21 protein-coding genes are annotated in these 22,373 nt (G+C 68.8%); 12 read left to right on the top strand and 9 right to left on the bottom strand.

The window, feature by feature from the left end:
- Window positions 1-40 precede the first annotated feature (40 nt).
- From galE to ASG30_RS23105, 4 genes are read left to right on the top strand one after another with little or no spacing between them, the layout of a single operon-like run.
- Window positions 41-1,033 carry a UDP-glucose 4-epimerase GalE gene (galE, locus tag ASG30_RS11790; RefSeq protein ID WP_055896362.1) on the top strand — a complete coding sequence of 331 codons (993 nt, stop codon included), beginning with the start codon at window positions 41-43 and terminating at the stop codon, window positions 1,031-1,033.
- Complete coding sequence (msbA, locus tag ASG30_RS11785) at window positions 994-2,817, top strand: lipid A export permease/ATP-binding protein MsbA (RefSeq protein WP_082522057.1); 1,824 nt, start codon at window positions 994-996, stop codon at window positions 2,815-2,817. Before galE ends, msbA begins: the two co-directional genes overlap by 40 nt.
- Window positions 2,814-4,094 carry an O-antigen ligase family protein gene (locus ASG30_RS11780; protein ID WP_082522056.1) on the top strand — a complete coding sequence of 427 codons (1,281 nt, stop codon included), beginning with the start codon at window positions 2,814-2,816 and terminating at the stop codon, window positions 4,092-4,094. Before msbA ends, ASG30_RS11780 begins: the two co-directional genes overlap by 4 nt.
- Window positions 4,091-5,197: a glycosyltransferase family 9 protein gene (locus tag ASG30_RS23105; RefSeq protein WP_055896354.1), complete on the top strand. Its 1,107-nt coding sequence runs from the start codon at window positions 4,091-4,093 to the stop codon at window positions 5,195-5,197. Before ASG30_RS11780 ends, ASG30_RS23105 begins: the two co-directional genes overlap by 4 nt.
- A gap of 34 nt (window positions 5,198-5,231) precedes the next feature.
- Here the strand turns inward: ASG30_RS23105 and rng are convergent, their stop codons facing one another.
- Window positions 5,232-6,713: a ribonuclease G gene (gene rng, locus ASG30_RS11770; RefSeq protein ID WP_055896351.1), complete on the bottom strand. Its 1,482-nt coding sequence runs from the start codon at window positions 6,711-6,713 to the stop codon at window positions 5,232-5,234.
- Between the two features lie 186 nt (window positions 6,714-6,899).
- On the opposite strand from rng, the gene ASG30_RS11765 reads away from it, so the two are divergent.
- The 7 genes from ASG30_RS11765 (at window position 6,900) to ASG30_RS11735 (ending at window position 15,178) form a co-directional block, all read left to right on the top strand.
- Window positions 6,900-7,541, top strand: coding sequence for a GspH/FimT family pseudopilin (locus tag ASG30_RS11765; protein ID WP_082522055.1), 642 nt, complete (start codon window positions 6,900-6,902; stop codon window positions 7,539-7,541).
- Window positions 7,541-8,083, top strand: coding sequence for a type IV pilus modification protein PilV (gene pilV / locus ASG30_RS11760; RefSeq protein ID WP_055896347.1), 543 nt, complete (start codon window positions 7,541-7,543; stop codon window positions 8,081-8,083). The genes ASG30_RS11765 and pilV overlap by 1 nt, the downstream gene beginning before the upstream one ends.
- Window positions 8,080-9,051 (top strand): PilW family protein, encoded by a 972-nt coding sequence (locus ASG30_RS11755; protein WP_162243730.1) that lies wholly within the window; start codon window positions 8,080-8,082, stop codon window positions 9,049-9,051. The genes pilV and ASG30_RS11755 overlap by 4 nt, the downstream gene beginning before the upstream one ends.
- 8 nt (window positions 9,052-9,059) lie before the next feature.
- Window positions 9,060-9,683, top strand: coding sequence for a pilus assembly PilX family protein (locus tag ASG30_RS11750; protein WP_235579785.1), 624 nt, complete (start codon window positions 9,060-9,062; stop codon window positions 9,681-9,683).
- Window positions 9,684-9,693: 10 nt separating this feature from the next.
- Window positions 9,694-13,125: a pilus assembly protein gene (locus ASG30_RS11745; protein ID WP_082522053.1), complete on the top strand. Its 3,432-nt coding sequence runs from the start codon at window positions 9,694-9,696 to the stop codon at window positions 13,123-13,125.
- 5 nt (window positions 13,126-13,130) lie between these two features.
- A complete protein-coding gene (locus ASG30_RS22970) occupies window positions 13,131-13,640 on the top strand; it encodes a type IV pilin protein (RefSeq protein ID WP_082522100.1) in 510 nt (169 codons plus the stop codon).
- A 104-nt stretch (window positions 13,641-13,744) separates the two neighbouring features.
- Window positions 13,745-15,178 (top strand): PAS domain-containing protein, encoded by a 1,434-nt coding sequence (locus ASG30_RS11735; protein WP_055896336.1) that lies wholly within the window; start codon window positions 13,745-13,747, stop codon window positions 15,176-15,178.
- Here the strand turns inward: ASG30_RS11735 and ASG30_RS11730 are convergent.
- From ASG30_RS11730 to ASG30_RS11695, 8 genes are read right to left on the bottom strand one after another with little or no spacing between them, the layout of a single operon-like run.
- A complete protein-coding gene (locus ASG30_RS11730) occupies window positions 15,175-15,777 on the bottom strand; it encodes a Maf family protein (protein WP_055896333.1) in 603 nt (200 codons plus the stop codon). The two genes, ASG30_RS11735 and ASG30_RS11730, sit on opposite strands and share 4 nt — an antisense overlap.
- Window positions 15,770-16,237 carry a 23S rRNA (pseudouridine(1915)-N(3))-methyltransferase RlmH gene (rlmH, locus tag ASG30_RS11725; protein WP_055896331.1) on the bottom strand — a complete coding sequence of 156 codons (468 nt, stop codon included), beginning with the start codon at window positions 16,235-16,237 and terminating at the stop codon, window positions 15,770-15,772. The genes ASG30_RS11730 and rlmH overlap by 8 nt, the downstream gene beginning before the upstream one ends.
- Window positions 16,234-16,962 carry a ribosome silencing factor gene (rsfS, locus tag ASG30_RS11720; RefSeq protein WP_055896328.1) on the bottom strand — a complete coding sequence of 243 codons (729 nt, stop codon included), beginning with the start codon at window positions 16,960-16,962 and terminating at the stop codon, window positions 16,234-16,236. Before rsfS ends, rlmH begins: the two co-directional genes overlap by 4 nt.
- On the bottom strand, window positions 16,962-17,579 hold the full coding sequence (gene nadD / locus ASG30_RS11715) for a nicotinate-nucleotide adenylyltransferase (protein WP_055896325.1): 618 nt from the start codon (window positions 17,577-17,579) through the stop codon (window positions 16,962-16,964). Before nadD ends, rsfS begins: the two co-directional genes overlap by 1 nt.
- Window positions 17,576-18,487, bottom strand: coding sequence for an oxygen-dependent coproporphyrinogen oxidase (gene hemF / locus ASG30_RS11710; protein WP_055896322.1), 912 nt, complete (start codon window positions 18,485-18,487; stop codon window positions 17,576-17,578). The genes nadD and hemF overlap by 4 nt, the downstream gene beginning before the upstream one ends.
- On the bottom strand, window positions 18,487-19,767 hold the full coding sequence (purD, locus tag ASG30_RS11705) for a phosphoribosylamine--glycine ligase (RefSeq protein ID WP_055896320.1): 1,281 nt from the start codon (window positions 19,765-19,767) through the stop codon (window positions 18,487-18,489). Before purD ends, hemF begins: the two co-directional genes overlap by 1 nt.
- Window positions 19,764-20,045 (bottom strand): hypothetical protein, encoded by a 282-nt coding sequence (locus tag ASG30_RS11700; protein ID WP_055896317.1) that lies wholly within the window; start codon window positions 20,043-20,045, stop codon window positions 19,764-19,766. The genes purD and ASG30_RS11700 overlap by 4 nt, the downstream gene beginning before the upstream one ends.
- Window positions 20,045-20,773, bottom strand: a complete 729-nt coding sequence (locus ASG30_RS11695) for a YebC/PmpR family DNA-binding transcriptional regulator (RefSeq protein WP_055896314.1) — start codon at window positions 20,771-20,773, stop codon at window positions 20,045-20,047. The genes ASG30_RS11700 and ASG30_RS11695 overlap by 1 nt, the downstream gene beginning before the upstream one ends.
- 74 nt (window positions 20,774-20,847) lie before the next feature.
- Between ASG30_RS11695 and ASG30_RS11690 the strand changes: the two genes are divergently transcribed.
- Window positions 20,848-22,356: a helicase HerA-like domain-containing protein gene (locus ASG30_RS11690; RefSeq protein ID WP_055896312.1), complete on the top strand. Its 1,509-nt coding sequence runs from the start codon at window positions 20,848-20,850 to the stop codon at window positions 22,354-22,356.
- Window positions 22,357-22,373: the final 17 nt, after the last annotated feature.

Below are 22,373 nucleotides of genomic sequence, written 5' to 3'. Positions count from 1 at the left end.
CTCGGATAGACCGATTATCCCACCCTCATCCATGTCCCCCATGCCCAACGTCGTCGTAGCGGGCGGCGCCGGCTACATCGGCTCGCACATGGTCCGGATGCTGCGCGAAAGCGGTTTCCGCCCGATCGTCGTCGACAACCTCGCCACCGGCCACCGCGATGCGGCAGGCCGTGAAGTGCTCGAGGTCGGCGACATCGGCGACAGCGCCTTCATGGGTGCGGTGCTTCGCGAATACCAGCCGCAGTGCGTGATGCACTTCGCCGCCTCCAGCCTGGTGGGCGAGTCGATGTCGCAGCCCGGCAAGTACTGGCGCAACAACCTGGTGCAGACGCTGAACCTGCTGGACACCATGCTCGAACAGGGCGTGCGGCAGTTCATCTTCTCCTCCACCGCCGCCACCTACGGCAACCCGCAGGAAGTGCCGATCCCCGAGCGCCACCCCACGCGCCCGATCAATCCCTATGGCCACAGCAAGCTGGCGGTGGAGTACGCGCTGGAGGACTACGCCGTGGCCCACGGGCTGCGCTCGATCTCGCTGCGCTACTTCAACGCCGCGGGCGCGCATCCCGACGGCTCGCTGGGCGAGCGCCACGAACCCGAGACGCACCTGATCCCGCTGGTGCTGCAGGTGGCCTCGGGCCGGCGCGAGTTCATCTCGCGTTTCGGCTCCACGCACGCCACGCCCGACGGCTCCTGCCTGCGCGACTACATCCACGTGCAGGACCTGTGCGCGGCGCACCTGGCGGCGCTGCGCAAGCTCGAGGCCGGCGCCGAGACCGCGGTCTACAACCTGGGCAACGGCCGCGGCCATTCGGTGAATGAAGTGATCGAGACGGCCCGCCGCGTCACGGGCCATCCCATTCCCGTGCGCGACGACCCGCCGCGGGCCGGCGACCCGCCGGTGCTGGTGGCCGATGCCGCCAGGGCGAGGGCCGAGCTGGGCTGGACCCCGCAGTACGAGGACCTGGACACCATCATCGCCCACGCCTGGCAATGGGAGCGCCGGCTCCAGCAGGCCAAGCGGGCGGCGTGAGCCGTTCGGCCGCTCCGAAGGCGGACACCGCATCCGAAGGCGGAGGCTCTCCGATTTCCGGGATCGATTTCGCCGCCATCCGCTGGCTGGCGCCCTACTTCGGCGGCGCGAGCCGGCGCTTCTGGGCCATCGCGGCGCTCGCCACCGTGGTCTCGTCGGCCACCGAGCCGCTGGTGCCGGCCCTGATCAAGCCGCTGCTGGACCAGGGCTTCAAGCCCGGCGGCTTCGACCTGTGGATGGTGCCGGCCACCCTGCTGTTGCTGTTCGCCGTGCGCGGCACGGCCGGCTTCATCGCCGACCTGGCGCTGGCCCGCATCACGCAGGACGGCCTGCTCGCCCTGCGCAAGGCCATGTTCGCGCGGCTGCTGGACGCGCGCCTGTCGCTGTTCTCGCAGCAGAACGCCACCACCCTGTCGAACACCGTGGTGTTCGAGGTGCAGAACGGCGCCACGCTGCTGGTCAACTCGGTGATGGCGCTGGTCAAGGACAGCCTGGCGCTGCTGGCGCTGCTGGTCTACCTGCTCTACCTGAACTGGAAGCTCACGCTGATCGTGTTCGCCATCGTGCCCGGCGTGGCCTTCATCATGAGGACGGTCTCGCGGCGCCTCTACCGCATCGCCCGCAGCACGCAGACCGCCACCAACGACCTGGCCTACGTGGTCGAGGAGAACGTGCTGGCCGTGCGCGTGGTGCGCCTGCACGGCGCGCAGCAGGCCCAGGCCGGGCGCTTCGGCGGCCTGAGCACCTCGCTGCGCCGGCTGGCGATGAAGTCCGCCGTCGCGTCGGCCGCCATCACGCCGCTCACCCACATGATGGCCGCGGGGGCGCTGTCGGCCGTCATCTGCGTCGCGCTCTGGCAGTCCCGCGAGGGGCTGACGATCGGTACCTTCGCGTCCTTCATCACCGCCATGCTGATGCTGATCGCACCGATCAAGCGGCTGTCCGAGGCCGCCAGCCCGATCGCGCGCGGCCTGGCGGCCGTGCAGCGGGCGATCGACCTGGTCGAGCACACGCCGGCCGAGTCCGGCGGCCGCCATGCTCCCGGGCGCGCAACAGGCCACATCGAACTGCGCGACGTCACCGTGCGCTACCGCGGCGATGCCGCGCCGGCGCTGGACCGCGTGAGCCTGGTGCTTGAGCCCGGCCACACGGTGGCGCTGGTGGGTCCGTCCGGCTCGGGCAAGTCCACGCTGGCCAACCTGCTGCCCCGCTTCGTCATGCCGGACGAAGGCTCGGTGCGGCTGGACGGCCATGACGTCGCCGACTGGGACCTGCAGGCGCTGCGCGACCAGTTCGCCCTGGTGAGCCAGGACGTGGTCATGTTCAACGGCAGCCTGGCCACCAACATCACCATGGATGCGCCGGTCGATCCCGGCAAGCTGCGCCAATGCGTCCAGGCCGCCAACCTCGCGGACCTGGTGGACTCGCTGCCGCAGGGCCTGGACACGCCCACCGGCCACAACGCCACCGAACTGTCGGGCGGACAGCGGCAGCGCCTGGCCATCGCGCGGGCCCTGTACAAGGACGCGCCCATCCTGATCCTGGACGAGGCCACGTCGGCGCTGGATGCGGCATCCGAGCGCCTGGTGCAGGAAGCGCTGCAGCGGCTGATGGCCGGACGGACCACGGTGGTCATCGCCCACCGCCTCTCCACCATCGAACATGCGGACATGGTCGTCGTGCTGGAACAGGGCCGCGTGGCCGAGACGGGCACCCACCCGGAGCTGCTGGCGCGCGGCGGGCTGTACGCGCACCTGCATGCGCTCCAGCAGGGGGCGGGATGAGGGCTGCGCAGGCGTCGGCGGACACGCGGCCCTCCTCCGGGTGGCTGGACACGCTGCGACGTCCCGCGGTGCCAGCCTTCCCGCCGCTTCGCGGCTGGCGCGACACCGGGATGCAGGTCGCCCTGGCCGGGCTGGGGCTGGTCCTGCCCTTCTCGCCCGCGGGCGTGTCGATGCTGCTGGGGCTGGTGCTCGTGCTTGCGCTGTGTTCGGGCCGGACGCTGTGGGGCACCGCCGCCTGGCGTGAGCCCACGGCCGCCATCGGCCTGCTGCTGTTCGCCTACCTCGCGCTGCACACGGCATTGGCGGGCCCGTGGACGCTCCACGGGCTGAGCGCCGTCAACAAGTACCACGAGCTGCTGTTCCTGCCATTGCTGCTCGCGGCCTTCAGCGTGATCTCGCGGCCGCAGGCCTTCCTGGGGGGACTGGCGGCCGGCAGCCTCGCCTACGCCGTGGCGCACTGGCTGACACCCTGGGCGCCGCAACTGGCCATCGAGCTGGCACAGAAGCGGATTTCGGCCGGCTTCTGCCTGGCGCTGTCGGCCTACCTGCTGGTGCATGAACGGGGTCGCCTGGCCTGGCTGTGGCGGCTCATCGCTGCGGTGCTGGCGCTGACGGTGCTGTTCCGCATCGAAGGGCGCACCGGGCACGTGGTCCTGATGCTGCTGGCGATGGCGGCGGTCTGGAACCTGCGACCGGGGCGCTGGCGGCTGCCGGCCACCGTCGGTGCCTGCGTGGCCCTGGGGCTGATGGCGCTGGCCTCGCCGGCCGTGCAGAACCGCATGCAGGAGACCCTGAGCGGCCTGTCGGCCCCACGGCCGGACGCGAGCACTTCGACCGGCATCCGCATGGCGTTGCTCACCAACGGCTGGACCATCGCGGCCGCCCACCAGCCCTTCGGCGTGGGGTACGGCCGCTACGCCCAGGTCCACGAACCGGTGGCGCGCGAGCGGCTGTCACGCGAGCCGGGCTCGAAGCCGGACCCGGCGGGGTGGGAGGTGCTGGCGAACAACCCCCACAACGAGTACCTGATGCAACTGGCCTGCGGCGGCATCCCCGCGCTGGCCCTGCTGCTGGCCTGGATGGGTGCGGCCGCGCTGCGCCGCGACGCTTCGGGACGATCGCCGCCGGCGCTGGCGGGCCTGGTGCTGGCGTTCGCCATCGGCTGCGCGCTCAATTCGCTCCTGATGGACTTCGTCGAGGGCCACTTCTACATCGCGGTGCTGGCCTGGCTGCTCGCGCGGGAACGCCGCGCCACCGCCTCGAGCACGACCCCATGAACCGCATCCTGGTCGTCTGCACCCGCCAGATCGGCGACGTGCTGCTGACCACGCCGCTGGTGCGCGCCGCGCGGCGCCGCTGGCCGCAGGCGCAGGTCGACGTCCTGGGCTTCGCCGGCACGCTGGGCATGCTGCGCGGCAACCCGGATATCCATGAGCTGATCGAGACGCCGGCGCGGCTCGGCGGGCAGGACTTGCGTGCCCTGGTGAAGCGGCTCTGGCGCCGCTACGACCTGGCGTTGGTGGCGGAGGCGAGCGACCGCGCCCACCTGATGGCCTGGATGGCGGCCCGCCGGCGCAGCGGCCTGCTGCCGGCCCACGGCGGCAGCAACTGGTGGAAGCGCCTCCTGCTGGACCATGCGGTGACCAGCACCGGCGACGAGGGCAGCCGCCATGCCGTGACGGAAAAGCTGGAACTGATGGCGCCCTGGCGTGCGACCGATGAAGCGGCGGTGGTCACCGCGCCGCCCGGCGCGCCGCTGCCGCCCGAGCTGGCATCGATGCTGCGCGATCGACCGGTCGTGGTCCATGTACCCTCGATGTGGCCTTACAAGCAGTGGGCGCCGGAGAAATACGCGACCGTCGTTCGCATGCTGCTCGATCGCGGCCACCAGGTGGTGCTGACCGGGGGTCCGGGCGCGCGCGACCGCGAGTGCATCGCGCCGGTGCGAGAGGTGGCGGGGCCGCCGCGGTTGATCGACGCCTCGGGGCAGCTGGACTTCAACCAGCTGGTCACGCTGCTGCAGCTCGCCGCGCTCTACATCGGGCCGGACACGTCGGTATCGCACCTGGCGGCCGCGGCGGGCACCCCGACGCTGGCGATCTTCGGGCCCACCAATCCGCAGCGCTGGGCGCCCTGGCCGGGGCGGCCGGGCGAGCAGCCGGTGCACTTCCAGCGCGCGGTGCTCAAGCAGTCGGCCGGCAACGTCACGCTGCTGCAGGCCAGCCTGCCCTGCGTACCCTGCAGCAAGGCCGGCTGCGAGGACCACCGGCAAAGCCGCAGCGATTGCCTGGTGGCGATCACGCCGGAGCGGGTGATGGAGGCGGCGCTGGGGATTCTGGGGGAAGAGGAAAGCACGGGATCCCCGCCTGCGCTGGGATGATGGGCCACGGTGGGGGTGACGGGTCGCCTGCGCGTCAGAGCAACACGATGTCGTACTGCTCCTGCCCCATCGCGCTCTCGCTCTGCAACGAGATCGGCTTGCCGATGAAGTCCGACAGGCCGGCCAAGTGCTGGCTCTCCTCGTCCAGGAACAGCTCGACCACCTTGGGCGAGGCCACGATCCGGTATTCGCGCGGGTTGAACTGGCGGGCCTCGCGCAGGATCTCGCGTAGGACGTCGTAGGCCACGGTGCGGGCGGTGCGCACCTGCCCGGCCCCGCGGCATTGGGCACAGGGCTCGCACAGCATGTGCGCGAGCGACTCGCGGGTGCGCTTGCGCGTCATCTCCACCAGGCCCAGCTGCGAGAAGCCCCCGGCCATGGTCTTGACCCGGTCGCGCACCAGCTGCTTTCGGAACTCGGCCAGTACCGCCTCGCGGTGGTCCTCCCGCTGCATGTCGATGAAGTCGACGATGATGATCCCGCCCAGGTTGCGCAGGCGCAGCTGCCGGGCGATGGCGTGGGCCGCCTCCAGGTTGGTCTTGAAGATGGTGTCGTCGAAGTTGCGCGCGCCGACGAAGCCGCCGGTGTTGACGTCGATGGTCGTCAGCGCCTCGGTCTGGTCCACGATCAGGTAGCCGCCGGACTTCAGGTCCACGCGCCGGCCCAGGGCCTTGGCGATCTCCTCGTCCACGTTGAAGAGGTCGAAGATGGGCCGCTCGCCCTTGTACAGCTGCAGCCGCTCGGCCGCCTGCGGCATGAACTCGCGGCCGAAGGCCTGCAGCACCGCGAACTGCTCGCGCGAGTCCAGGCGGATGGTCTGCGTTTCCTCCGTCACCAGGTCGCGCAACACGCGCTGCAGCAGGCTCAGGTCCTGGTGCAGCAGCGAGCCCGAGGGCAGGCGAACGGCGGCCTCGCGGATACGAGACCAGGTCTTTCGCAGGTAGGCGATGTCCTCGGCCAGCTCGGCATCGGTCGAGTCCTCGCCGTTGGTGCGAAGGATGAAGCCGCCCCCGCCGCCGGCCTCGGCCGTGCCGACCAGCTTCTGCAGGCGCGAGCGCAACGCGTCGCGCTGCTCGCTGGGGATCTTCTGCGAAACCCCCACGTGATCGTCCTGCGGCAGGAACACCAGCAGGCGGCCCGCGATGCTGATCTGGGTCGACAGACGCGCGCCCTTGGTGCCGATCGGGTCCTTGATCACCTGCACCATCAGCGGCTGGCCCTCGAACACCTGTTTCTCGATCGGCACCGGCGGCTGGCCATGGCGCGGCGCGCCGTGCTCGTCCTGCCGGGCGCCGTGCAGGTCGGCCACGTGCAGGAACGCCGCGCGTTCCAGGCCGATGTCGATGAAGGCCGACTGCATCCCGGGCAGGACGCGCGCCACCTTGCCGAGGTACACGTTGCCGACCAGGCCACGCTCCAGCGTTCGCTCGACGTGCAGCTCCTGAACCGCGCCGCTTTCGATGATGGCCACCCGTGTCTCCTGTGGGGACCAGTTGATCAGGATGTCCTGCTGCATGTCTTGCTCCTCGGCGCGGACAGGATACCTCAGCGTCTTGCGCGGGCCGGCCTTGCGCGGCTCCGAGCTTCGCCTTGCGCCGATTTCCGATCGATTGCGAGTTCGTCTCGCGAAGCCCGGGGCGAGGGGAAGTGCCCCTGACCTTGGTCGTTGCGTACGGCCACCAAGCAGAAACACTGCACGCCGATGAGTTCACGCTGCAACGTCACAGGTGCATGGCAGGCCGAAACGGTCCGCCCGCGGCTTTCGAAGAAGCCTGCTCCCCTGCGCAAGAACATTCGGGGATTCACGCTCGTCGAGGTGATGGTCGTGGTTGCCCTGGTGGCGCTGATCCTGACTTTGGCGGCGCCTTCATTCACTCGTTTGTTCAACGCGGCGGCCATCTCCAGCGGAGTCAACCAGTTCCTGGCCGACATGAGGTTCGCCCGCAGCGAGGCCGTTCGGCGAGGCGGCGGTGTCGTTCTGTGCAGGAGCGAGGATCCCGAGTCGCCCTCCGCAGCGTGCGCCGCCAGCGCCGGCAGCCAGGGATGGGCGAGCGGCTGGATCGTGTTTCACGACCTGGACGGCAACGGTGCGCGAAACGGGCTCGAGTCCCTCCTTCGGGTCCAAGCCCCGAATTCGGGAATCCACACGATCGCGGCTGACGGCACGCCGACGATCTTCAGGTTCGGCGCCACCGGGCGCTTGCTGGCCCCCGGCTCGGCTGCCAGCTTGCACTTTGGAGGCCCGGAACTGGACGCCAGCCTTCGACGGGTGGTTTGTGTCAGCCCTGCCGGCCGCGCGCGCATTGCCGGGGACGGTACAGCCGCCTGCGGAGTGAACGGCTGATGAACCGTCCTAAATCAGGCCGAGCGGAATCGGGTGCGACGCTGCTGGAGGTGCTGGTCTCCGTGCTGATCCTGTCTCTCGGGATGCTAAGCCTCAGCAGCATGATGGCATTCACCGTGCAGATGCCCAAGCTGTCCGGCTATCGCGCGACGGCGGCAACCATCGCATCCAGCCACATCGAGCGGATCCGAGCCAACCGTGCTGGGTTTCTGGGAGGCGACTATTCCACCAACTCGAGCTACGACGGCTCGTTCAACCCGATCGTCCCCCAGATCTGCGACTACCCGAACTGCACTGCCACGTCGCTCGCGATGATGGACGATGCCGCGACGAAGCTTGCGGCGCGTGAAACGCTGCCCGCAGGAGGCGTCCTGACAACCTGCGACCCCCAGCCGTGCACGGCGAACTCGATGGGGAACATCTGGGTCATCTGGCAGGAGCCTGCTACGCGCGCGATCCTGGATCCTTCGTCCAGTGACAACTGCCCAACGGCTTACGGCAACCCGCGACCCCGATGCCTGTACGCGAGGTTCAAACCATGAGCACACAAGCGGCCGCAGCGCAGCGCATGAGAGGGTTGACGCTGGTCGAACTGCTCGTTTCGCTGACCTTGGGACTGCTGCTCGTTGTTGCCACCACTGCGGGGTACCTGGGTCTGTCCGAGGCCGCCAGGATGGCCGAAGCGCAGGCCCGGATGAATGAGGATGGGCAAGCCGCGCTCGAGGTGCTGACCGCGCATGTGCGCATGGCTGGCGGCAACCCTGACCGGCCCAGCAGATCGCCGGCGACGAGGCGCAATCCCGTCTACCCCAATCCCTTCGCCTTCGCGGTGCGCGGTTGCGATCGGACATTCGCGAACGTGGTCAGCGCCGCGTCGGTGCAGGACTTGACATGCGCGGGCGGAACTACCCCGGCCCCCGACTCCATCGCCGTGACCTACGAAGTCGATCGCTACAACACGGTCACTCAGGGTCCGAGCTGGGACCCGACAGACTGCCTCGGGCGGCCGCTGCCTGCACTCACTGCGACGGTCACCGTGATCGCCCCACCACCTGCGCCGCCCACCGACACGGACATCAGCTATCACGTCGCGGACAACCGTTTCTACATCGACGCTTTCGGGCCGACGGGTTCTCCCAGCCTCTTTTGCAAAGGCAATGGCATGAACAGCGATGCCAGCCCGCTTGTCGAGAACGTGGAAGACCTGCAACTCACTTACGGGACTGTGCCGCCGGGAACTGCCGTGACCAATACGGCCCACATCGCGGGATACCTGGGCGCATCGGACCTCACCGGCCATCCGGCGTTCGGGGGAGCGCCCGAGGCGGAGCGCTGGGGAAAAGTAGCTTCCGTGCGGATCTGCGTCGTCGTCCGCAGCAACAAGCCTGTCGTCCTCGGTGAGGGCTCTGCGCGCTACGTCAAGTGCGACGGGACCATCGACAGCAGCGTGTCCGATTCCTACTTGCGCCGTGCTTACTCCACGACGGTCGTGCTCAGAAACCGCCGCTGAACATGTCAATGATGAAGAGCGATCCAACCGTTCCCGCTCGTCGCACGGAAGCACTCCTTCTACGCGCGACACCTCGCCGCAAAAAGCAACACGGCATCGTGCTGATCGTCTCCATCGTCCTGCTGGTGATCGTGTCGGTCCTGGCCGCCTTCAGCACGAGAAATGCCGCATCCACGGAGAACATTTCAGGAAATGTCCGGCTGACTGAACTTGCTACGCAGGCGGCGGAACTCGCCTTGCGCCACTGCGAAGACTCCGTGGCGGAGGTCATCGCGGTAGGTGCGGGCGCAGCTGCCAGCTATGACACTACGTTCACGCTGGCGAACATCCTTCCTGCAGGGATGGAGGGAGCCTGGCAATCAGCTGCCCAGTGGGACAGTGCCACCTCCCCTGCTTACGTGGTGCCGCTTGCACGCGTGAACCAGTCTGACTTGACGACGACTTACAAGCGACCGCCGGAATGCATGGTGGCGCCGGTTCCCTTCGTGCTGCCGAACGGCTCGATCTCGACGACCGCTGCCTTCATTGTCACGGCTCGGGGTTTCGGTCCGGAAGTCTCGGCAGCCGACGCGGACCGCAGCCGTCCCGTGGGCACCGAGATCTGGCTGCAGTCCCAAATCGAGCTTCAGTAGGAGATCAGGCATGAGATGGAAATGGACCGTGCGCTTGCTTGTGGCCACCGCTCTGGCCGGCGTGGCACCTTGGGCTCTCCCCGAGATCGCGCAGGCACCACTCCTCAACCGCAGCAACTCGGTAGCGCCGAACTTGATGCTGCTCCTTGATACCTCCGGCTCGATGATCGGGACCTCCGGGAGCGGGATCTACGAACACGGCGACCCGAGTGACACTGGCCCGATCGGACCGGGTAGCGTTTGGGGCAGGAATTCTCCGGACATCAACAAGCTTCATTACGACCCCCGTGTTCGCTACTACCCTCGCGTGGCTTACGACGGCACGGCTCTGGCGGAGGATTCTCCGGACCCCAACAATTCAGCTCACCACAGGTGGGACGTCTATTTCCGCATCAACCCCGGACAGCCGTACACGACCGGCAACGATTCCATCGGCAACTACCACCCCTCGTATCAGCCGCACGTGGTGGCGCCAGCGAGCGTGGTGCCGGGCAGCACCGCGCCCTATCCCCAGAACATCGACGCGCGAGTGTCTCCACCACTCACCACGCTCATGCCCAAGTTCGTCAACCGGACCGATTGCGTGGGCGCCACTGCGTGCACCCTGTTCGAAGAACGTGCGAACTACATGAGGTGGAGGAAGTGGTACCGGTCCCGCGCCTTGATGGCCGAAACCGGTCTCGGTTTCGCCCTGCAACCTGTAGTGGCAGACTCCATCCGGCTGGGCTGGGGCGAAATCTACCAGGTCTACAACGCCGGTATGCTGACCGCCGGCGTCTCGAGCTACAGCGATGGCGGAGGCGGCGGCAAGGATCGCTTTTTCAACTGGTTGTACAGCCGTACGTACGCTAACGGCACGCCCAACAAATGGGCAGTCGCCAGAGCAGGGAACTACTTTCGCCGCACCGACAGTGACGGACCGTGGGCCACGACGCCAAACCCGAGTTCGATCACGGTGTCGAGCCCGTCAGGCGGACCGACCGGCCCCGGGGCGGCGGAACTGCCGACGGATCACGCCAGTTGCCGCCGCTCTTTCACCTTGCTGGTCACGGACGGGTACTGGAACATCGGTGGCCCCTCCAATATCGGGAACTTCGATTCCACGAGGATCAGCGTTCCGCAGGTGGCCGGTCCGGACTACACCCAGGACGCCACAGCGCCCTTTACCGATTCCGCGTCCAACACCCTAGCGGACATCGCGATGTATTACTGGGGCACCGACCTGCGCCAGGACCTGCCGAACCGAGTGCCGCAGGTGCAGACCGCCGCGGGACTGAATCCTTCGACGTGGCAGAACACATCCTTCTACGCGGTGACGCTCGGGCTGCTTGGCGACCTTCCGAGAACTGCGGCCGTCACGCAGAGTCTGTACAACGGAACCCAGAACTGGCCGACCCCGGTCTCCAACACACCCAGCACCATCGACGACACGTGGCACGCAACGATCAACGGTCGGGGCGAGTTGATCAATGCGAGGAACGCCCAGGAGCTGACGGATTCCATCTCGCGGGTGCTCAGCGGCGTGGCAGGCACGCCGCAGACGCAATCAGGGGTGGCGGTATCGGCTGTTTTCCTGCGCAACGGCACCCGCAAGTACAAGCCCGAGTACGTGCCGGGCATCTGGTCCGGCAGGCTGTCCGCGGTGGAACTGGATGCGGTGACCGGCAACGAGAAAAACCCCCGCTTGGTTCACTGGGAAGTCGAACGCGGCACCGACTCCAATGGCGATCCGATCAGCACGATTCCCTCCCACAGCGCTCGCAACATCGCCACCTGGACCGGAACCACCGGTGCCAACTTCGATGCAGCAGCGACGGGTTTGCCCGCGAGCCTGGTCAACTACATCCGGGGCGACACGAACCAGGAGATTCGCAAGGGCGGATTCATGCGCAACAGGACGGCGCGCCTGGGCGATATCGTCAACGCGAACCCGGTGTACGTACGCGACAACGTGGACCTGGGCTACGACTCCCTCGGCCTCGGCGACTACCGGGAATTCATGATCGTCAAGATGGCCCGCCCGGGCGTGCTCTTCGTCGGTGCGAACGACGGCATGCTGCACGCCTTCCGGGACAGCGACGGCGTGGAGATTTTCGCCTACGTTCCCAGGGCAGTCTGGCCGAATCTTCACAGGCTGGCAGAGCCCCCTCCGGGATTCCGGCATCGCTACTTCGTTGATGGTCCGCAGTCCGAGACCGACGCTTACCTGGGCGGCTCCTGGCGCAACCTGCTCGTCGGCAGCACGGGGGCCGGCGCGAAGGCGGTATATGCATTGGACGTGACCGATTCCGGCAATTTGCAGCCGGGCAACGTCCTGTGGGAGGTCAGCGATTCGACAACAGGATTCGCGAACCTCGGGCATGTTCTCAGCGAGGTTCAGACGGGCGTTACCGCCGGCGGGCACTGGATCGCTGTCTTCGGCAATGGGTTCGGCAGCGTCAACGGCTACGCGTCCTTGTTCGTCGTCAACCTTCACACCGGACAGTTGATGGCGGAGTTCATCACGCACACGGGCCCGGGTAACGGCATGGGCGGAGTGAGGCTGGTCCAAGATGGCAGCCGCCGGGTCATCGGTGCCTATGCAGGCGATCTGCTGGGCAATATCTGGAAGCTGGACCTGACCGGCGCCCCCGCCAACTGGCGGGTGGGACTGGGTGGCGCTCAACTGTACGCGGCCGGCAGCGGACAGCCGATCACCGCCCCACCAACGGTGGTGCCGCACCCGGACCGCGGTCATGTGGTCGTCTTCGGGACCGGCAAGTTCTTCGAAACCAGCGATGCGTCGTCGCCGTACACCCCCCAGCGGCTGTACGGGATCTGGGACGCGCAGCCGTTCGGCGCCACCAGCACACCTCCGGGGGCGTCGATCAGCGGCACCGGTCGCCTTGTGCAACGCACGATCACCACCACAACCATCGGACAGGCGCAGTACTTCACTGTCTCTTCCGGTCCGGTGGCATGGGGGGACGGCGCGGGGAGCGGCCTGCGCGGCTGGTACCTGGACCTGCCCAACGCCGGACAGAGGATGATCAACCCGCTGGAGCTGCTGGCGGGGACCTTCCTGCTGGCCAGCACCCTCTCTCCTGAGAGCTCCGCGCCTCCGGACGTCTGTGTCGCCACTGGCAGCGGGTCCGGCTGGGTCTACATCATTGACGGTGTCACCGGGTCGGGGCCGACCATCGCCGCGCTCGACACCAATAGTGATGGCCTGATCAATGACACGGATGTCGTTGTGGGCGGCTACCGCGATGCGGTAGACGGCAGGCCTTCCCCGATCCGTCTGCAGTCCCCAGCGAACAGCAACCGGCTGTGCATCGAAACCGCCCAGTCCATTTGCACGCAGATTCGCCTGCAGTGCGGACAGCTCGGCGCAGCGGCCTGCCCCGTCACCCCGACCGCCGGGATCAAGTCGCGCAGCTGGCGACAACTCTTCATGCGGTGATCGACATGCGTAACGGACACGAAGCACGAGTTTCACCCGCACCAGGCGTCCAGGCCCGCACGCATCCCTGCGCCGGTCTCACGCTCATCGAACTGATGGTGGTCGTTTCCATCGTGTCGATCCTGGTCGCGATTGCGCTGCCTTCGTATACCGAGCACGTTGCAAGGGCGAGACGAGCAGACGCACGAACGCAGCTGCTCCAGGTCGCCCAGTTCATGCAGCGGTTCTATGCGGCGAACGACGATTACCAGGCAGACCGGGCGAACAACGCCGTGCTCGACCAGGTTCCCGCCAACCTCAAGAAGTCGCCCGCCGACAGCGATGCCGTCTACACGCTGGAAATACCGCCGGGAACGCTGACGCGGACGAACTTCGAACTGCGCATGAAGCCGGTACCCGGCGGCCCCATGGCGGCCGACAAGTGCGGAACCTTCGCCATCGATTCGCTGGGCATGCGAAGCGTCATCGTCGGCGGCGTCACCCAGAACAGCCTGCGCGACCCCTGCTGGAAGTAGCCGCGGGCCAGCAGCTGCGTCCGGCCGGCGGTTGAGCCGATGAGTTTTGCAGGCCGAGACGGGAAGCCCGGCCCGCTACACTGGGCCGCTTCCGTCCGCCCGCCTTGAACCAGCCCGCCCGCGTCGAACTCGAATTTCTCCAGGGCGGCGGCGCCATGGGTGAGCGCATCCGCGCGTACGACTGGGCCCGGCATCCCCTGGGCCCGCCGGAACAGTGGCCCGGCGCCCTGCGCATGGCATTGAGCCTGTGCCTCAACTCCAGCTTCCCGACGGCCATCTACTGGGGCGAGGAGCTGCACATCCTCTACAACGATGCCTGGTCCGTGATCCCGGCCGAGAAGCATCCCGCGATTCTCGGGATGCCCGCGCGCGAGGGCTGGAGCGACATCTGGGACATCGTCGGCCCGCAGTTCCAGCGGGTGCTGCACACGGGCGAAGGCCTCGCGCTCTACGAGCAGATGCTGCCCATGGTGCGCGGCGGCCGCCCCGGCGAGACCTGGTGGAACTACAGCTTCACCGCCATCCGCCACGCCGACCATCGCATCGGCGGTGTCTTCAACCAGGGCCACGAGATCACCCACGTGATGCTGGCGCGGCGCGAGCGCGAAGATGAGCTTCGCCGCTGGCGCGAGTACTTCCGGCAGGCGCCGGCGGCGGTCGCCTTGCTGCGCGGTCCCCGCCACGTGTTCGAGTTCACCAACGATGCCTACCTGCGGCTGGTGGGCGGCCGCGACGTCACCGGCCTCGAAGTCGCGAAGGCGCTGCCGGAAGTTTCCGAGCAGGGCTTCGTGCGCCTGCTCGACTCGGTGTACGTCAGCGGCGCGCCGTACGTGGGCACCGGCGTGCCGGTGAAGCTGCGGCAGGGCTCGGGCGAAGGCGGCGAGGACCGCTTGGTGGACTTCGTTTACGAACCCGTGCGCGACCAGGCGGGCCGAGTGGACGGCGTCTTCGTGCTGGCCACCGACGTCACGGACCGCGCCCGGGCCGAGCACGCGCTGCGGCTGGCCAACTGGCAGCTGGGCGAGGAACGCGCGCGCCTGGCCGCCATGATCGAGGCCGAGAAGCGCAGCCAGCAGGCGCTGCGGCGCTTCAACGAAACGCTGGAAGCCCACGTGAAGCAGCGCACCGCGGAGCTGAGCCAGGCGCTGGACAAGGAAGCCGCCGTGGCGACGCGCCTGCGAGCGACCTTCGACACGGACCTGATCTTCCAGGGCTACCTCGACCCCGACGGCATGGTGCTGGACGCCAACCCCGCCTCACTGGCGGCGATCGGCTGTGCGTTGGGCGACGTCGTCGGCCGCGAGTTCAGCGAGACCCTCTGGTTCAGCGCCACGCCCGGCCTGGCGGAGATCGTCCGCGATGCGGTCCGGCAGGCGCGGGCGGGCCAGACGGTCCGCCTGGAACGAGAAGCCAACCTGCCCGGGGGCCGCCAGCTGTTCCGCTTCATCATCCGGCCGGTGTTCGACGCGCGTGGGCAGGTGGTCGGCCTCGTGCCCGAGGCGCTTCCGCTGGGTTCGCTGCGTCCCGAAGCGGACTAGAGGCGGAAACCGACGGCCCGCAGCAGCTGCGCCGTCTCGTAGAGCGGCAAGCCCATGATCCCGGGATAGGAGCCCCGGATCCCCGTGATGAAAGCGGCCGCACGTCCTTGCACCGCATAGGCGCCGGCCTTGCCCATCGGCTCGCCGCTGGCGACGTACTCGCGGATGCGGCGCGGCGAAAGGTCCGAGAAGCTCACCCGCGAATCGCTCAGGGCTTCGTGGCGACGCGCGCCCTTCTGCACGGCCACCGCGGTCAGCACGCGGTGCGTGTTGCCGGACAGCTCCCGCAGCATGCGCGCGGCATCGCGCTCGTTCGCCGGCTTGCCGTAGATGGAGCGGCCGAGCGCCACGGTGGTGTCGGAGCACAGCACGGGTGCGGGGGGCAAGCCGCGATCGCACAGGCGCCGCACCGCGGCGTCCAGCTTCAGGCCTGTGACGCGGCGCACGTAGCGCGCGGGGGCCTCGCCCGGCAGCACGGCTTCGATGGATTCCGCGTCCTCGTGGGCACCGGGCAGCAGCAGCTCGTAGCGCACGCCCAGCTGCTCCAGCAGCTGGCGGCGCCGCGGGCTCTGCGACGCCAGGTAGATGAAGTCACTCACGGTGGTAAGGGTGGCCCGCGTTGATCGACCAGGCGCGGTACAGCTGCTCGGCCAGCAGCACGCGCACCATGGCGTGCGGCAGCGTGAGGTCCGACAGGCGGATGCGCTCGTGCGCGCCGGCCCGGAAGGCGGGATCGAGTCCGTCCGGCCCGCCGATGACCAGCGCGACGTCGGCGGCGTCCAGCTGCCAGGCCTTGAGCTTGGCCGCCAGCGCCGTCGTGGCCAGGGACGTGCCGCGCTCATCGAGTGCCACCACCCGGGCGCCGCGCGGGATGGCGGCTTCGATGCGCTCGCGCTCGGCCGCCAGCAGCTGCTCGGTGGTGCGTGATGCGCGCGGCTCGGTCTTGACCGCCTTGAGCTCCAGCCGCAGCTCGGGCGGAAAGCGCTTCGCGTAGTCGTCCCAGGCCGTGGCCGCCCAGTCGGGCACGCGCTGGCCCACCGCGACCACGACCAGCCTCATGCCTTGCGCGAGGGGCTCTTGGCGGTCGTCTTCTTCGCCGCGGTCTTGGTGGGGGTTTTCTTGGCGGGCGCCTTGGCAGGCGTCTTGCCCGCGGGCTTCGCGGCGGCGCGCGGAGCGGCCTTCTTCGCGGGCGCTTTCGCAGGCGCCTTGGCAGCGGCCTTGGCGGGAGGCTTCGCAGGCGCCCTGCCCGGCGCCTTGGCCGCCGCCTTCGCGGCCGCCTTCACCGGGGCACGCACCTGCTCAGCCCGGTCCGCCTTCGCGGCGGCCTTGGCGGCGCTGCTGCGCCTGAGGCTGGTCTTGGCGGGCGCCTTCTTCGCCGCGGGAGCAGGATCGAGAGCGGCGTTGAGCGGCCTGGGCGCGCCGAACTTCAGGCGGATCGGCTTCTCGCCCCAGATTTCTTCCAGGTGGTAGTAGTGGCGGATCGCCGGCTGCATGATGTGCGCGACCGCGGCGCCGCAGTCCACGATGATCCATTCGCCGTTTTCCTCGCCTTCCACGCGCGGCTTGGGAAAACCCGCCTCGCGCACCGCATCGCGGACGCTGGCGGCCAGCGCCTTGGTCTGGCGGTTCGAGGTGCCCGAGGCCACGATCACTCGCTCGAACAATGGCGAGAGGTGCTCGGTGTTGAAAACCTGGATGTCCTGCGCTTTGACGTCCTCCAGTCCATCGACGATGGCTCGCTGGAGCCGCTGGGTGTCTTTCTTCGCGCTGCTTTCTTGGGTCATCAGGTCTTCGTATAGAGGTGGTGCCGGGCAATATAACTTGCGACGCCGGGGGGAACCAGATGGCCGACCCCTTCCCCGGCCGCGACCCGCGCGCGCACCTGGGTGGCGCTGACGGGCATGGACGGGAGCTCGACCGCGGCGACACGCGCGCCCGGCAGGCGGGTGGTGTCGAAGGGCAAGGCATCGGGATCGGGGCGCGCCCGGGCGGCCACGGCCACCGTGGCCAGCTTCAGGATCTCGCCGCTCTCGCGCCAGCTGTCCAGGGCTTCGGCCTGGTCGGCGCCGATCACCAGCACCAGTTCGGCCCGCGGGAATTCGCCCTTGAGCTGGCGCAGCGTATCGACGGTGTAGGTGGGACCGGCCCGGCGCAACTCGCGGTCATCGACCACGGCATGCGGCACTTCCCGGAAAGCTTCCCGCGCCATCGCCAGACGGTGCGTGCCCTCCGTGAGCGTGCGGGCCTTGTGCCAGGCCTGCCCCGTGGGCAGCACCCTCAGTTCGGTGAGGCCAAGTTGCTCGACCGCGGCGCGGGCGAGCGCGACATGGGCCAAGTGCGGCGGATCGAACGCCCCGCCGAAGATGCCCAGCCGCGGCGACGGGCCGTGGAGCGCGTTCAAACCCACTCCCGCGGCTGCAGGTACCGGGTGTAGAGCTGCGCCTCCGGCGTGCCGGCCGCCGGCTCCTGCCGGTAGGCCCAGCTGCACAGCGGCGGCATGGACAGCAGGATGGACTCCGTGCGCCCGCCCGACTGCAGGCCGAAGTGCGTGCCGCGGTCCCACACCAGGTTGAACTCGACGTAGCGTCCGCGCCGGTAGAGCTGGAAGTCCCGCTCGCGCTCACCGTAAGCCAGGTCCTTGCGCCGCTCCAGAATGGGCAGGTAGGCGCCCAGGAACGCATCGCCCACCGAGCGGATCAGCGCGAAGCCGCCCTCGAAGCCGAGCTCCGACACGTCGTCGAAGAAGATGCCGCCGATGCCGCGCTGCTCGTTGCGGTGCTTGAGGCAGAAGTAGTCGTCGCACCACTTCTTGAAGCGCGGATGCTTGTCCGCACCGAAGGGCTCCAGCGCCTGCCGGCAGGCCTCGTGAAAGTGGACGGCGTCCTCGTCGAAACCGTAGCTGGGCGTGAGGTCCATGCCGCCGCCGAACCAGAAAGCCGGCTCGCCGCCCGCCGGGGCGGCAGAAATCATGCGCACGTTCATGTGCACGGTGGGCGCGTACGGGTTGCGGGGATGGAACACCAGCGACACGCCGAGGGCCTCGAAAGGCGCGCCGGCCAGCTCGGGCCGGTGCTGCGTGGCCGAGGGCGGCAGGCGCGGCCCGCGCACGTGCGAGAAGCCGCAGCCGGCGCGCTCGAGCACCGGCCCCTGCTCCAGGATCATGGTGACGCCGTTGCCCTGCAGCGGCTCGCCCGGCGCCTTCTCCCACGCGTCGCGCAGGAAGGCCGTGCCGTCGATGGCGGTGCAGGCCGAGGTGATGCGCGCCTGCAGGTCCAGCAGGTAGGCGCGGACGGCGTCGACTTGCTGCATCAGCCGCGCACGGCCCGGTGGCCGATGTCCCGGCGGAACTGGGCGCCTTCGAAGCGGATGCCCTGCACCACCTCGTAGGCGCGCTGCTGGGCGGCCCTGACGGAGTCGGCCAGCGCGGTGACGCACAGCACCCGCCCGCCCGAGGTGACGACCTCCTTGTCGCGCGGCAGGGTGCCGGCATGGAAAACCACCGCGTCCTCCGCCTCGCGCGGCAGGCCGCTGACCACGTCGCCCTTGCGCGGGTTGAGCGGGTAGCCGGCGGCGGCCATCACCACGCCCAGCGCGGTGCGGCGGTCCCACTGCAGCTCGACCTGGTCGAGCGTGCCGGAGGTCGCGGCCATCATCACGTCGTACAGGTCGGACTTGAGCCGCAGCATGATGGGCTGGGTCTCGGGATCGCCCATGCGGCAGTTGAATTCCAGCGTCTTGACCTGGCCCTTGGGGTCGACCATCAGGCCGGCGTAGAGGAAGCCGGTGTAGGGGATGCCGTCCTTCTCCATCCCGCGCACGGTGGGCAGGATCACCTCGCGCATCGCGCGGGCGTGGACGGCCGGCGTCACCACCGGGGCCGGCGAATACGCGCCCATGCCGCCCGTGTTGGGGCCGGCATCGCCGTCCTGCAGGCGCTTGTGGTCCTGGCTGGTGGCCAGCGGCGTCACGTTGCGGCCGTCGCACAGGACGATGAAGCTGGCCTCCTCGCCCTGCAGGAACTCCTCGATCACCACGCGGGCGCCGCCTTCGTTGTGGGCCACGCCCAGCCGGTTGTCCAGCAGCATGAAGTCGATCGCTTCGTGCGCTTCGGCCGCCGTCATGGCCACCACCACGCCCTTGCCCGCCGCCAGGCCGTCGGCCTTGACCACGATGGGCGCCCCCTGGCGGTCCACGTAGGCGTGGGCCTCGGCGCGGTCGGTGAAGGTCTGGTAGGCCGCGGTCGGGATGCCGTGCCGCTGCATGAAGGCCTTGGAGAAGGCCTTGGAGCTCTCCAGCTGCGCCGCGGCCCGGGTCGGGCCGAACACGCGCAGCCCGTGGGCGCGGAAATCGTCCACCACGCCGGCCGCCAGCGGCGCTTCCGGCCCGACGACCGTCAGCGCGATCTTCTGGGCCAGCGCCCAGTCGCGCAGCGCGGCGACGTCGGTGATGGGGATGTTCTCCAGGCGCGGATCGAGCGCCGTGCCGCCGTTGCCCGGCGCCACGTAGATCTTCTGGATCTTCTTGGACTGCGCCAGCTTCCAGGCCAGCGCGTGTTCGCGGCCGCCGCCGCCGATGACCAGGACTTTCATGCGTAGGGCCGGCCGAACAGCAGCCAGCTCACGTAGCCCACCAGCACCACCAGGATCGGGATGATGGCGGTGACGATGCGGCGCGCCCGCCGCTGAAGCAGCAGCGCCTGGTCGTTGACCTGGGACGCCTTGGCCAGGTTGGCGCGCTGCTCGTCGATCAGCGAGCGCTGGGTGGCCAGGGCCTCCTGCTGCAGGGCGATGGCCTGGCCGCGCAGGCGATTGCCTTCCAGCAGGAGCTGCTCGATGCGCTCGAGCTGCGGGGAATGCTGCTGGTCCATCAGGCCTCCTGGATCGCCGCGTTGTGGAACACGTCCTGCACGTCGTCCAGGTCCTCCAGCATGTCGAGCAGCTTCTGCATGCGTGCCGCGTCGTCGCCGGCCAGCTCGACCGTGTTCTCCGCCCGCATGGTCACTTCCGCGATCTCGGGCTTGAGGCCGGCGGCCTCCAGCGCGTTCTTGACCTTTTCGAAGTCGGCCGGCGCGGTGATGACCTCGATGGCGCCGTCCTCATCGGTGACCACGTCCTCGGCACCGGCTTCCAGCGCGACTTCCATCACCTTGTCCTCGCTGTTGCCGGGCGCCAGGATGAGCTGGCCGCAGTGCTTGAATTGGAAGGCCACCGAGCCCTCGGTGCCCAGGTTGCCGCCGTACTTGCTGAACACGTGCCGCACCTCGGCCACCGTGCGCACCTTGTTGTCGGTCATGGTGTCCACGATCACCGCCGCGCCGCCGATGCCGTAGCCCTCGTAGCGGATCTCCTCGTAGTTCACGCCCTCGAGGTTGCCGGTGGCCTTGTCGATGTTGCGCTTGATCGTGTCGGCCGGCATGTTGGCCGCCTTGGCCTTGTCCACCGCCAGCCGCAGCCGGGGGTTGGCCGCCATGTCGCCGCCGCCCTGGCGGGCCGCGACCATGATCTCGCGGATCACGCGGGTCCAGATCTTCCCGCGCTTCTCATCCTGCCGGCCCTTGCGGTGCTGGATGTTCGCCCATTTGCTGTGTCCGGCCACTTCTTGCTTCCTTGTCGTCCCGCCGACGCGGGCGCGTTGCTATATTGCTCGGGACCGCATTTTACTTTTGACCTATGGCCGACCCGCTGCTGATCGCCCGAAACGGCAATACCGAGTGCTTCCTCCTCCCGGGGCTTGCCAACCGGCACGGGCTGATCACCGGCGCCACCGGCACCGGCAAGACGGTCACCCTGCAGACGCTGGCCGAGAACTTCTCCCGCATCGGCGTGCCGGTGTTCATGGCCGACGTCAAGGGCGACCTGACCGGCATCAGCCAGGCCGGCAGCCTGCCGCCCAAGCTGGCGCAGGTGCTCAAGGACCGCGGGCTGCCCGCGCCCGAGCCCGAGGCCTGCCCCACCACGCTGTGGGACGTGTTCGGCGAACAGGGCCACCCGGTGCGCGCGACGGTCTCCGACATGGGCCCCCTGCTGCTGGCCCGCATGCTCGACCTCAACGACACCCAGTCGGGCGTGCTCAACCTGGTGTTCAAGGTCGCCGACGACAACGGCCTGCTGCTGCTGGACCTGAAGGACCTGCGGGCCATGCTGCAGTACGTGGGCGACAACTCGTCCCAGTTCCGCACCCAGTACGGCAACGTCAGCGCGGCCAGCGTGGGCGCGATCCAGCGCGGGCTGATGCAGATCGAGTCCCAGGGCGGCGACCGCTTCTTCGGCGAGCCCATGCTGGACATCGCCGACCTGATGCAGGCCGCCGGCGGCAAGGGGGTGATCAACATCCTGGCGGCCGACAAGCTGCTGGCGTCCCCCCGCCTGTACGCCACCTTCCTGCTGTGGATGCTGTCCGAGCTGTTCGAGCAGCTGCCCGAGATCGGCGACCCCGAAAAGCCCAAGCTGGTGTTCTTCTTCGACGAGGCCCACCTGCTCTTCAAGGACGCGCCCACCGTGCTGGTCGAGCGCATCGAGCTGGTCGTGCGGCTGGTGCGCTCCAAGGGCGTGGGCGTCTATTTCGTCACCCAGAACCCGCTGGACATCCCCGACAGCGTGCTGGCCCAGCTGGGCAACCGGGTGCAGCACGCGCTGCGCGCCTTCACCCCGCGCGACCAGAAGGCGGTCAAGGCCACGGCCCAGACCATGCGGCAAAAGCCCGGGCTGGACATCGAGACCGCCATCACCGAACTCGCCGTGGGCGAAGCCCTGGTCAGCCTGCTCGACGAAAAGGGCCGACCCAGCATCACCGAGCGGGTCTACGTGCTGCCCCCGGGCAGCCAGATCGGGCCGATCACGGCCGAGCAGCGCAAGGCGCTGGTGGCCGGCTCGCTGGTGGCCGGCGTCTACGAGCAGGTGCAGGACCGCGAGTCGGCCTACGAGAAGCTCAAGGGCCGCGCCGAGCAGGCGCCCCCGGCCACCTCATCGGGCGGCGGCGGTGCCACCGACCAGGCCACGGGCTCGTCCATGGGCGGGCTGGGCGACATCCTGTTCGGATCCACCGGACCCCGCGGCGGCCGCCGCGAAGGCATGGTGGAAGCCATGGCCAAATCCGCCGTGCGCACCATCGGCAGCAGCGTGGGGCGCGAGATCGTGCGCGGGGTGTTGGGCAGCCTGCTTGGCGGCAAGAAGCGCTGAACGCGAAGCCCCCGCCG

This window comes from Ramlibacter sp. Leaf400 (assembly GCF_001424545.1).
In the GTDB taxonomy this organism is placed as follows: domain Bacteria; phylum Pseudomonadota; class Gammaproteobacteria; order Burkholderiales; family Burkholderiaceae_C; genus Ramlibacter.
This window is presented reverse-complemented; position numbering and strand designations above follow the sequence as displayed.

Bases quoted from the DNA above. Each gene is read 5' to 3' on its own strand.
- galE (WP_055896362.1), top strand. From the start codon at position 41: ATGCCCAACGTCGTCGTAGCGGGCGGCGCCGGCTACATCGGCTCGCAC.
- msbA (WP_082522057.1), top strand. From the start codon at position 994: ATGGGAGCGCCGGCTCCAGCAGGCCAAGCGGGCGGCGTGAGCCGTTCG.
- ASG30_RS11780 (WP_082522056.1), top strand. From the start codon at position 2,814: ATGAGGGCTGCGCAGGCGTCGGCGGACACGCGGCCCTCCTCCGGGTGG.
- ASG30_RS23105 (WP_055896354.1), top strand. From the start codon at position 4,091: ATGAACCGCATCCTGGTCGTCTGCACCCGCCAGATCGGCGACGTGCTG.
- rng (WP_055896351.1), bottom strand. From the start codon at position 6,713: ATGCAGCAGGACATCCTGATCAACTGGTCCCCACAGGAGACACGGGTG.
- ASG30_RS11765 (WP_082522055.1), top strand. From the start codon at position 6,900: ATGAGTTCACGCTGCAACGTCACAGGTGCATGGCAGGCCGAAACGGTC.
- pilV (WP_055896347.1), top strand. From the start codon at position 7,541: ATGAACCGTCCTAAATCAGGCCGAGCGGAATCGGGTGCGACGCTGCTG.
- ASG30_RS11755 (WP_162243730.1), top strand. From the start codon at position 8,080: ATGAGCACACAAGCGGCCGCAGCGCAGCGCATGAGAGGGTTGACGCTG.
- ASG30_RS11750 (WP_235579785.1), top strand. From the start codon at position 9,060: ATGATGAAGAGCGATCCAACCGTTCCCGCTCGTCGCACGGAAGCACTC.
- ASG30_RS11745 (WP_082522053.1), top strand. From the start codon at position 9,694: ATGAGATGGAAATGGACCGTGCGCTTGCTTGTGGCCACCGCTCTGGCC.
- ASG30_RS22970 (WP_082522100.1), top strand. From the start codon at position 13,131: ATGCGTAACGGACACGAAGCACGAGTTTCACCCGCACCAGGCGTCCAG.
- rlmH (WP_055896331.1), bottom strand. From the start codon at position 16,237: ATGAGGCTGGTCGTGGTCGCGGTGGGCCAGCGCGTGCCCGACTGGGCG.
- rsfS (WP_055896328.1), bottom strand. From the start codon at position 16,962: ATGACCCAAGAAAGCAGCGCGAAGAAAGACACCCAGCGGCTCCAGCGA.
- hemF (WP_055896322.1), bottom strand. From the start codon at position 18,487: ATGCAGCAAGTCGACGCCGTCCGCGCCTACCTGCTGGACCTGCAGGCG.
- purD (WP_055896320.1), bottom strand. From the start codon at position 19,767: ATGAAAGTCCTGGTCATCGGCGGCGGCGGCCGCGAACACGCGCTGGCC.
- ASG30_RS11700 (WP_055896317.1), bottom strand. From the start codon at position 20,045: ATGGACCAGCAGCATTCCCCGCAGCTCGAGCGCATCGAGCAGCTCCTG.
- ASG30_RS11690 (WP_055896312.1), top strand. From the start codon at position 20,848: ATGGCCGACCCGCTGCTGATCGCCCGAAACGGCAATACCGAGTGCTTC.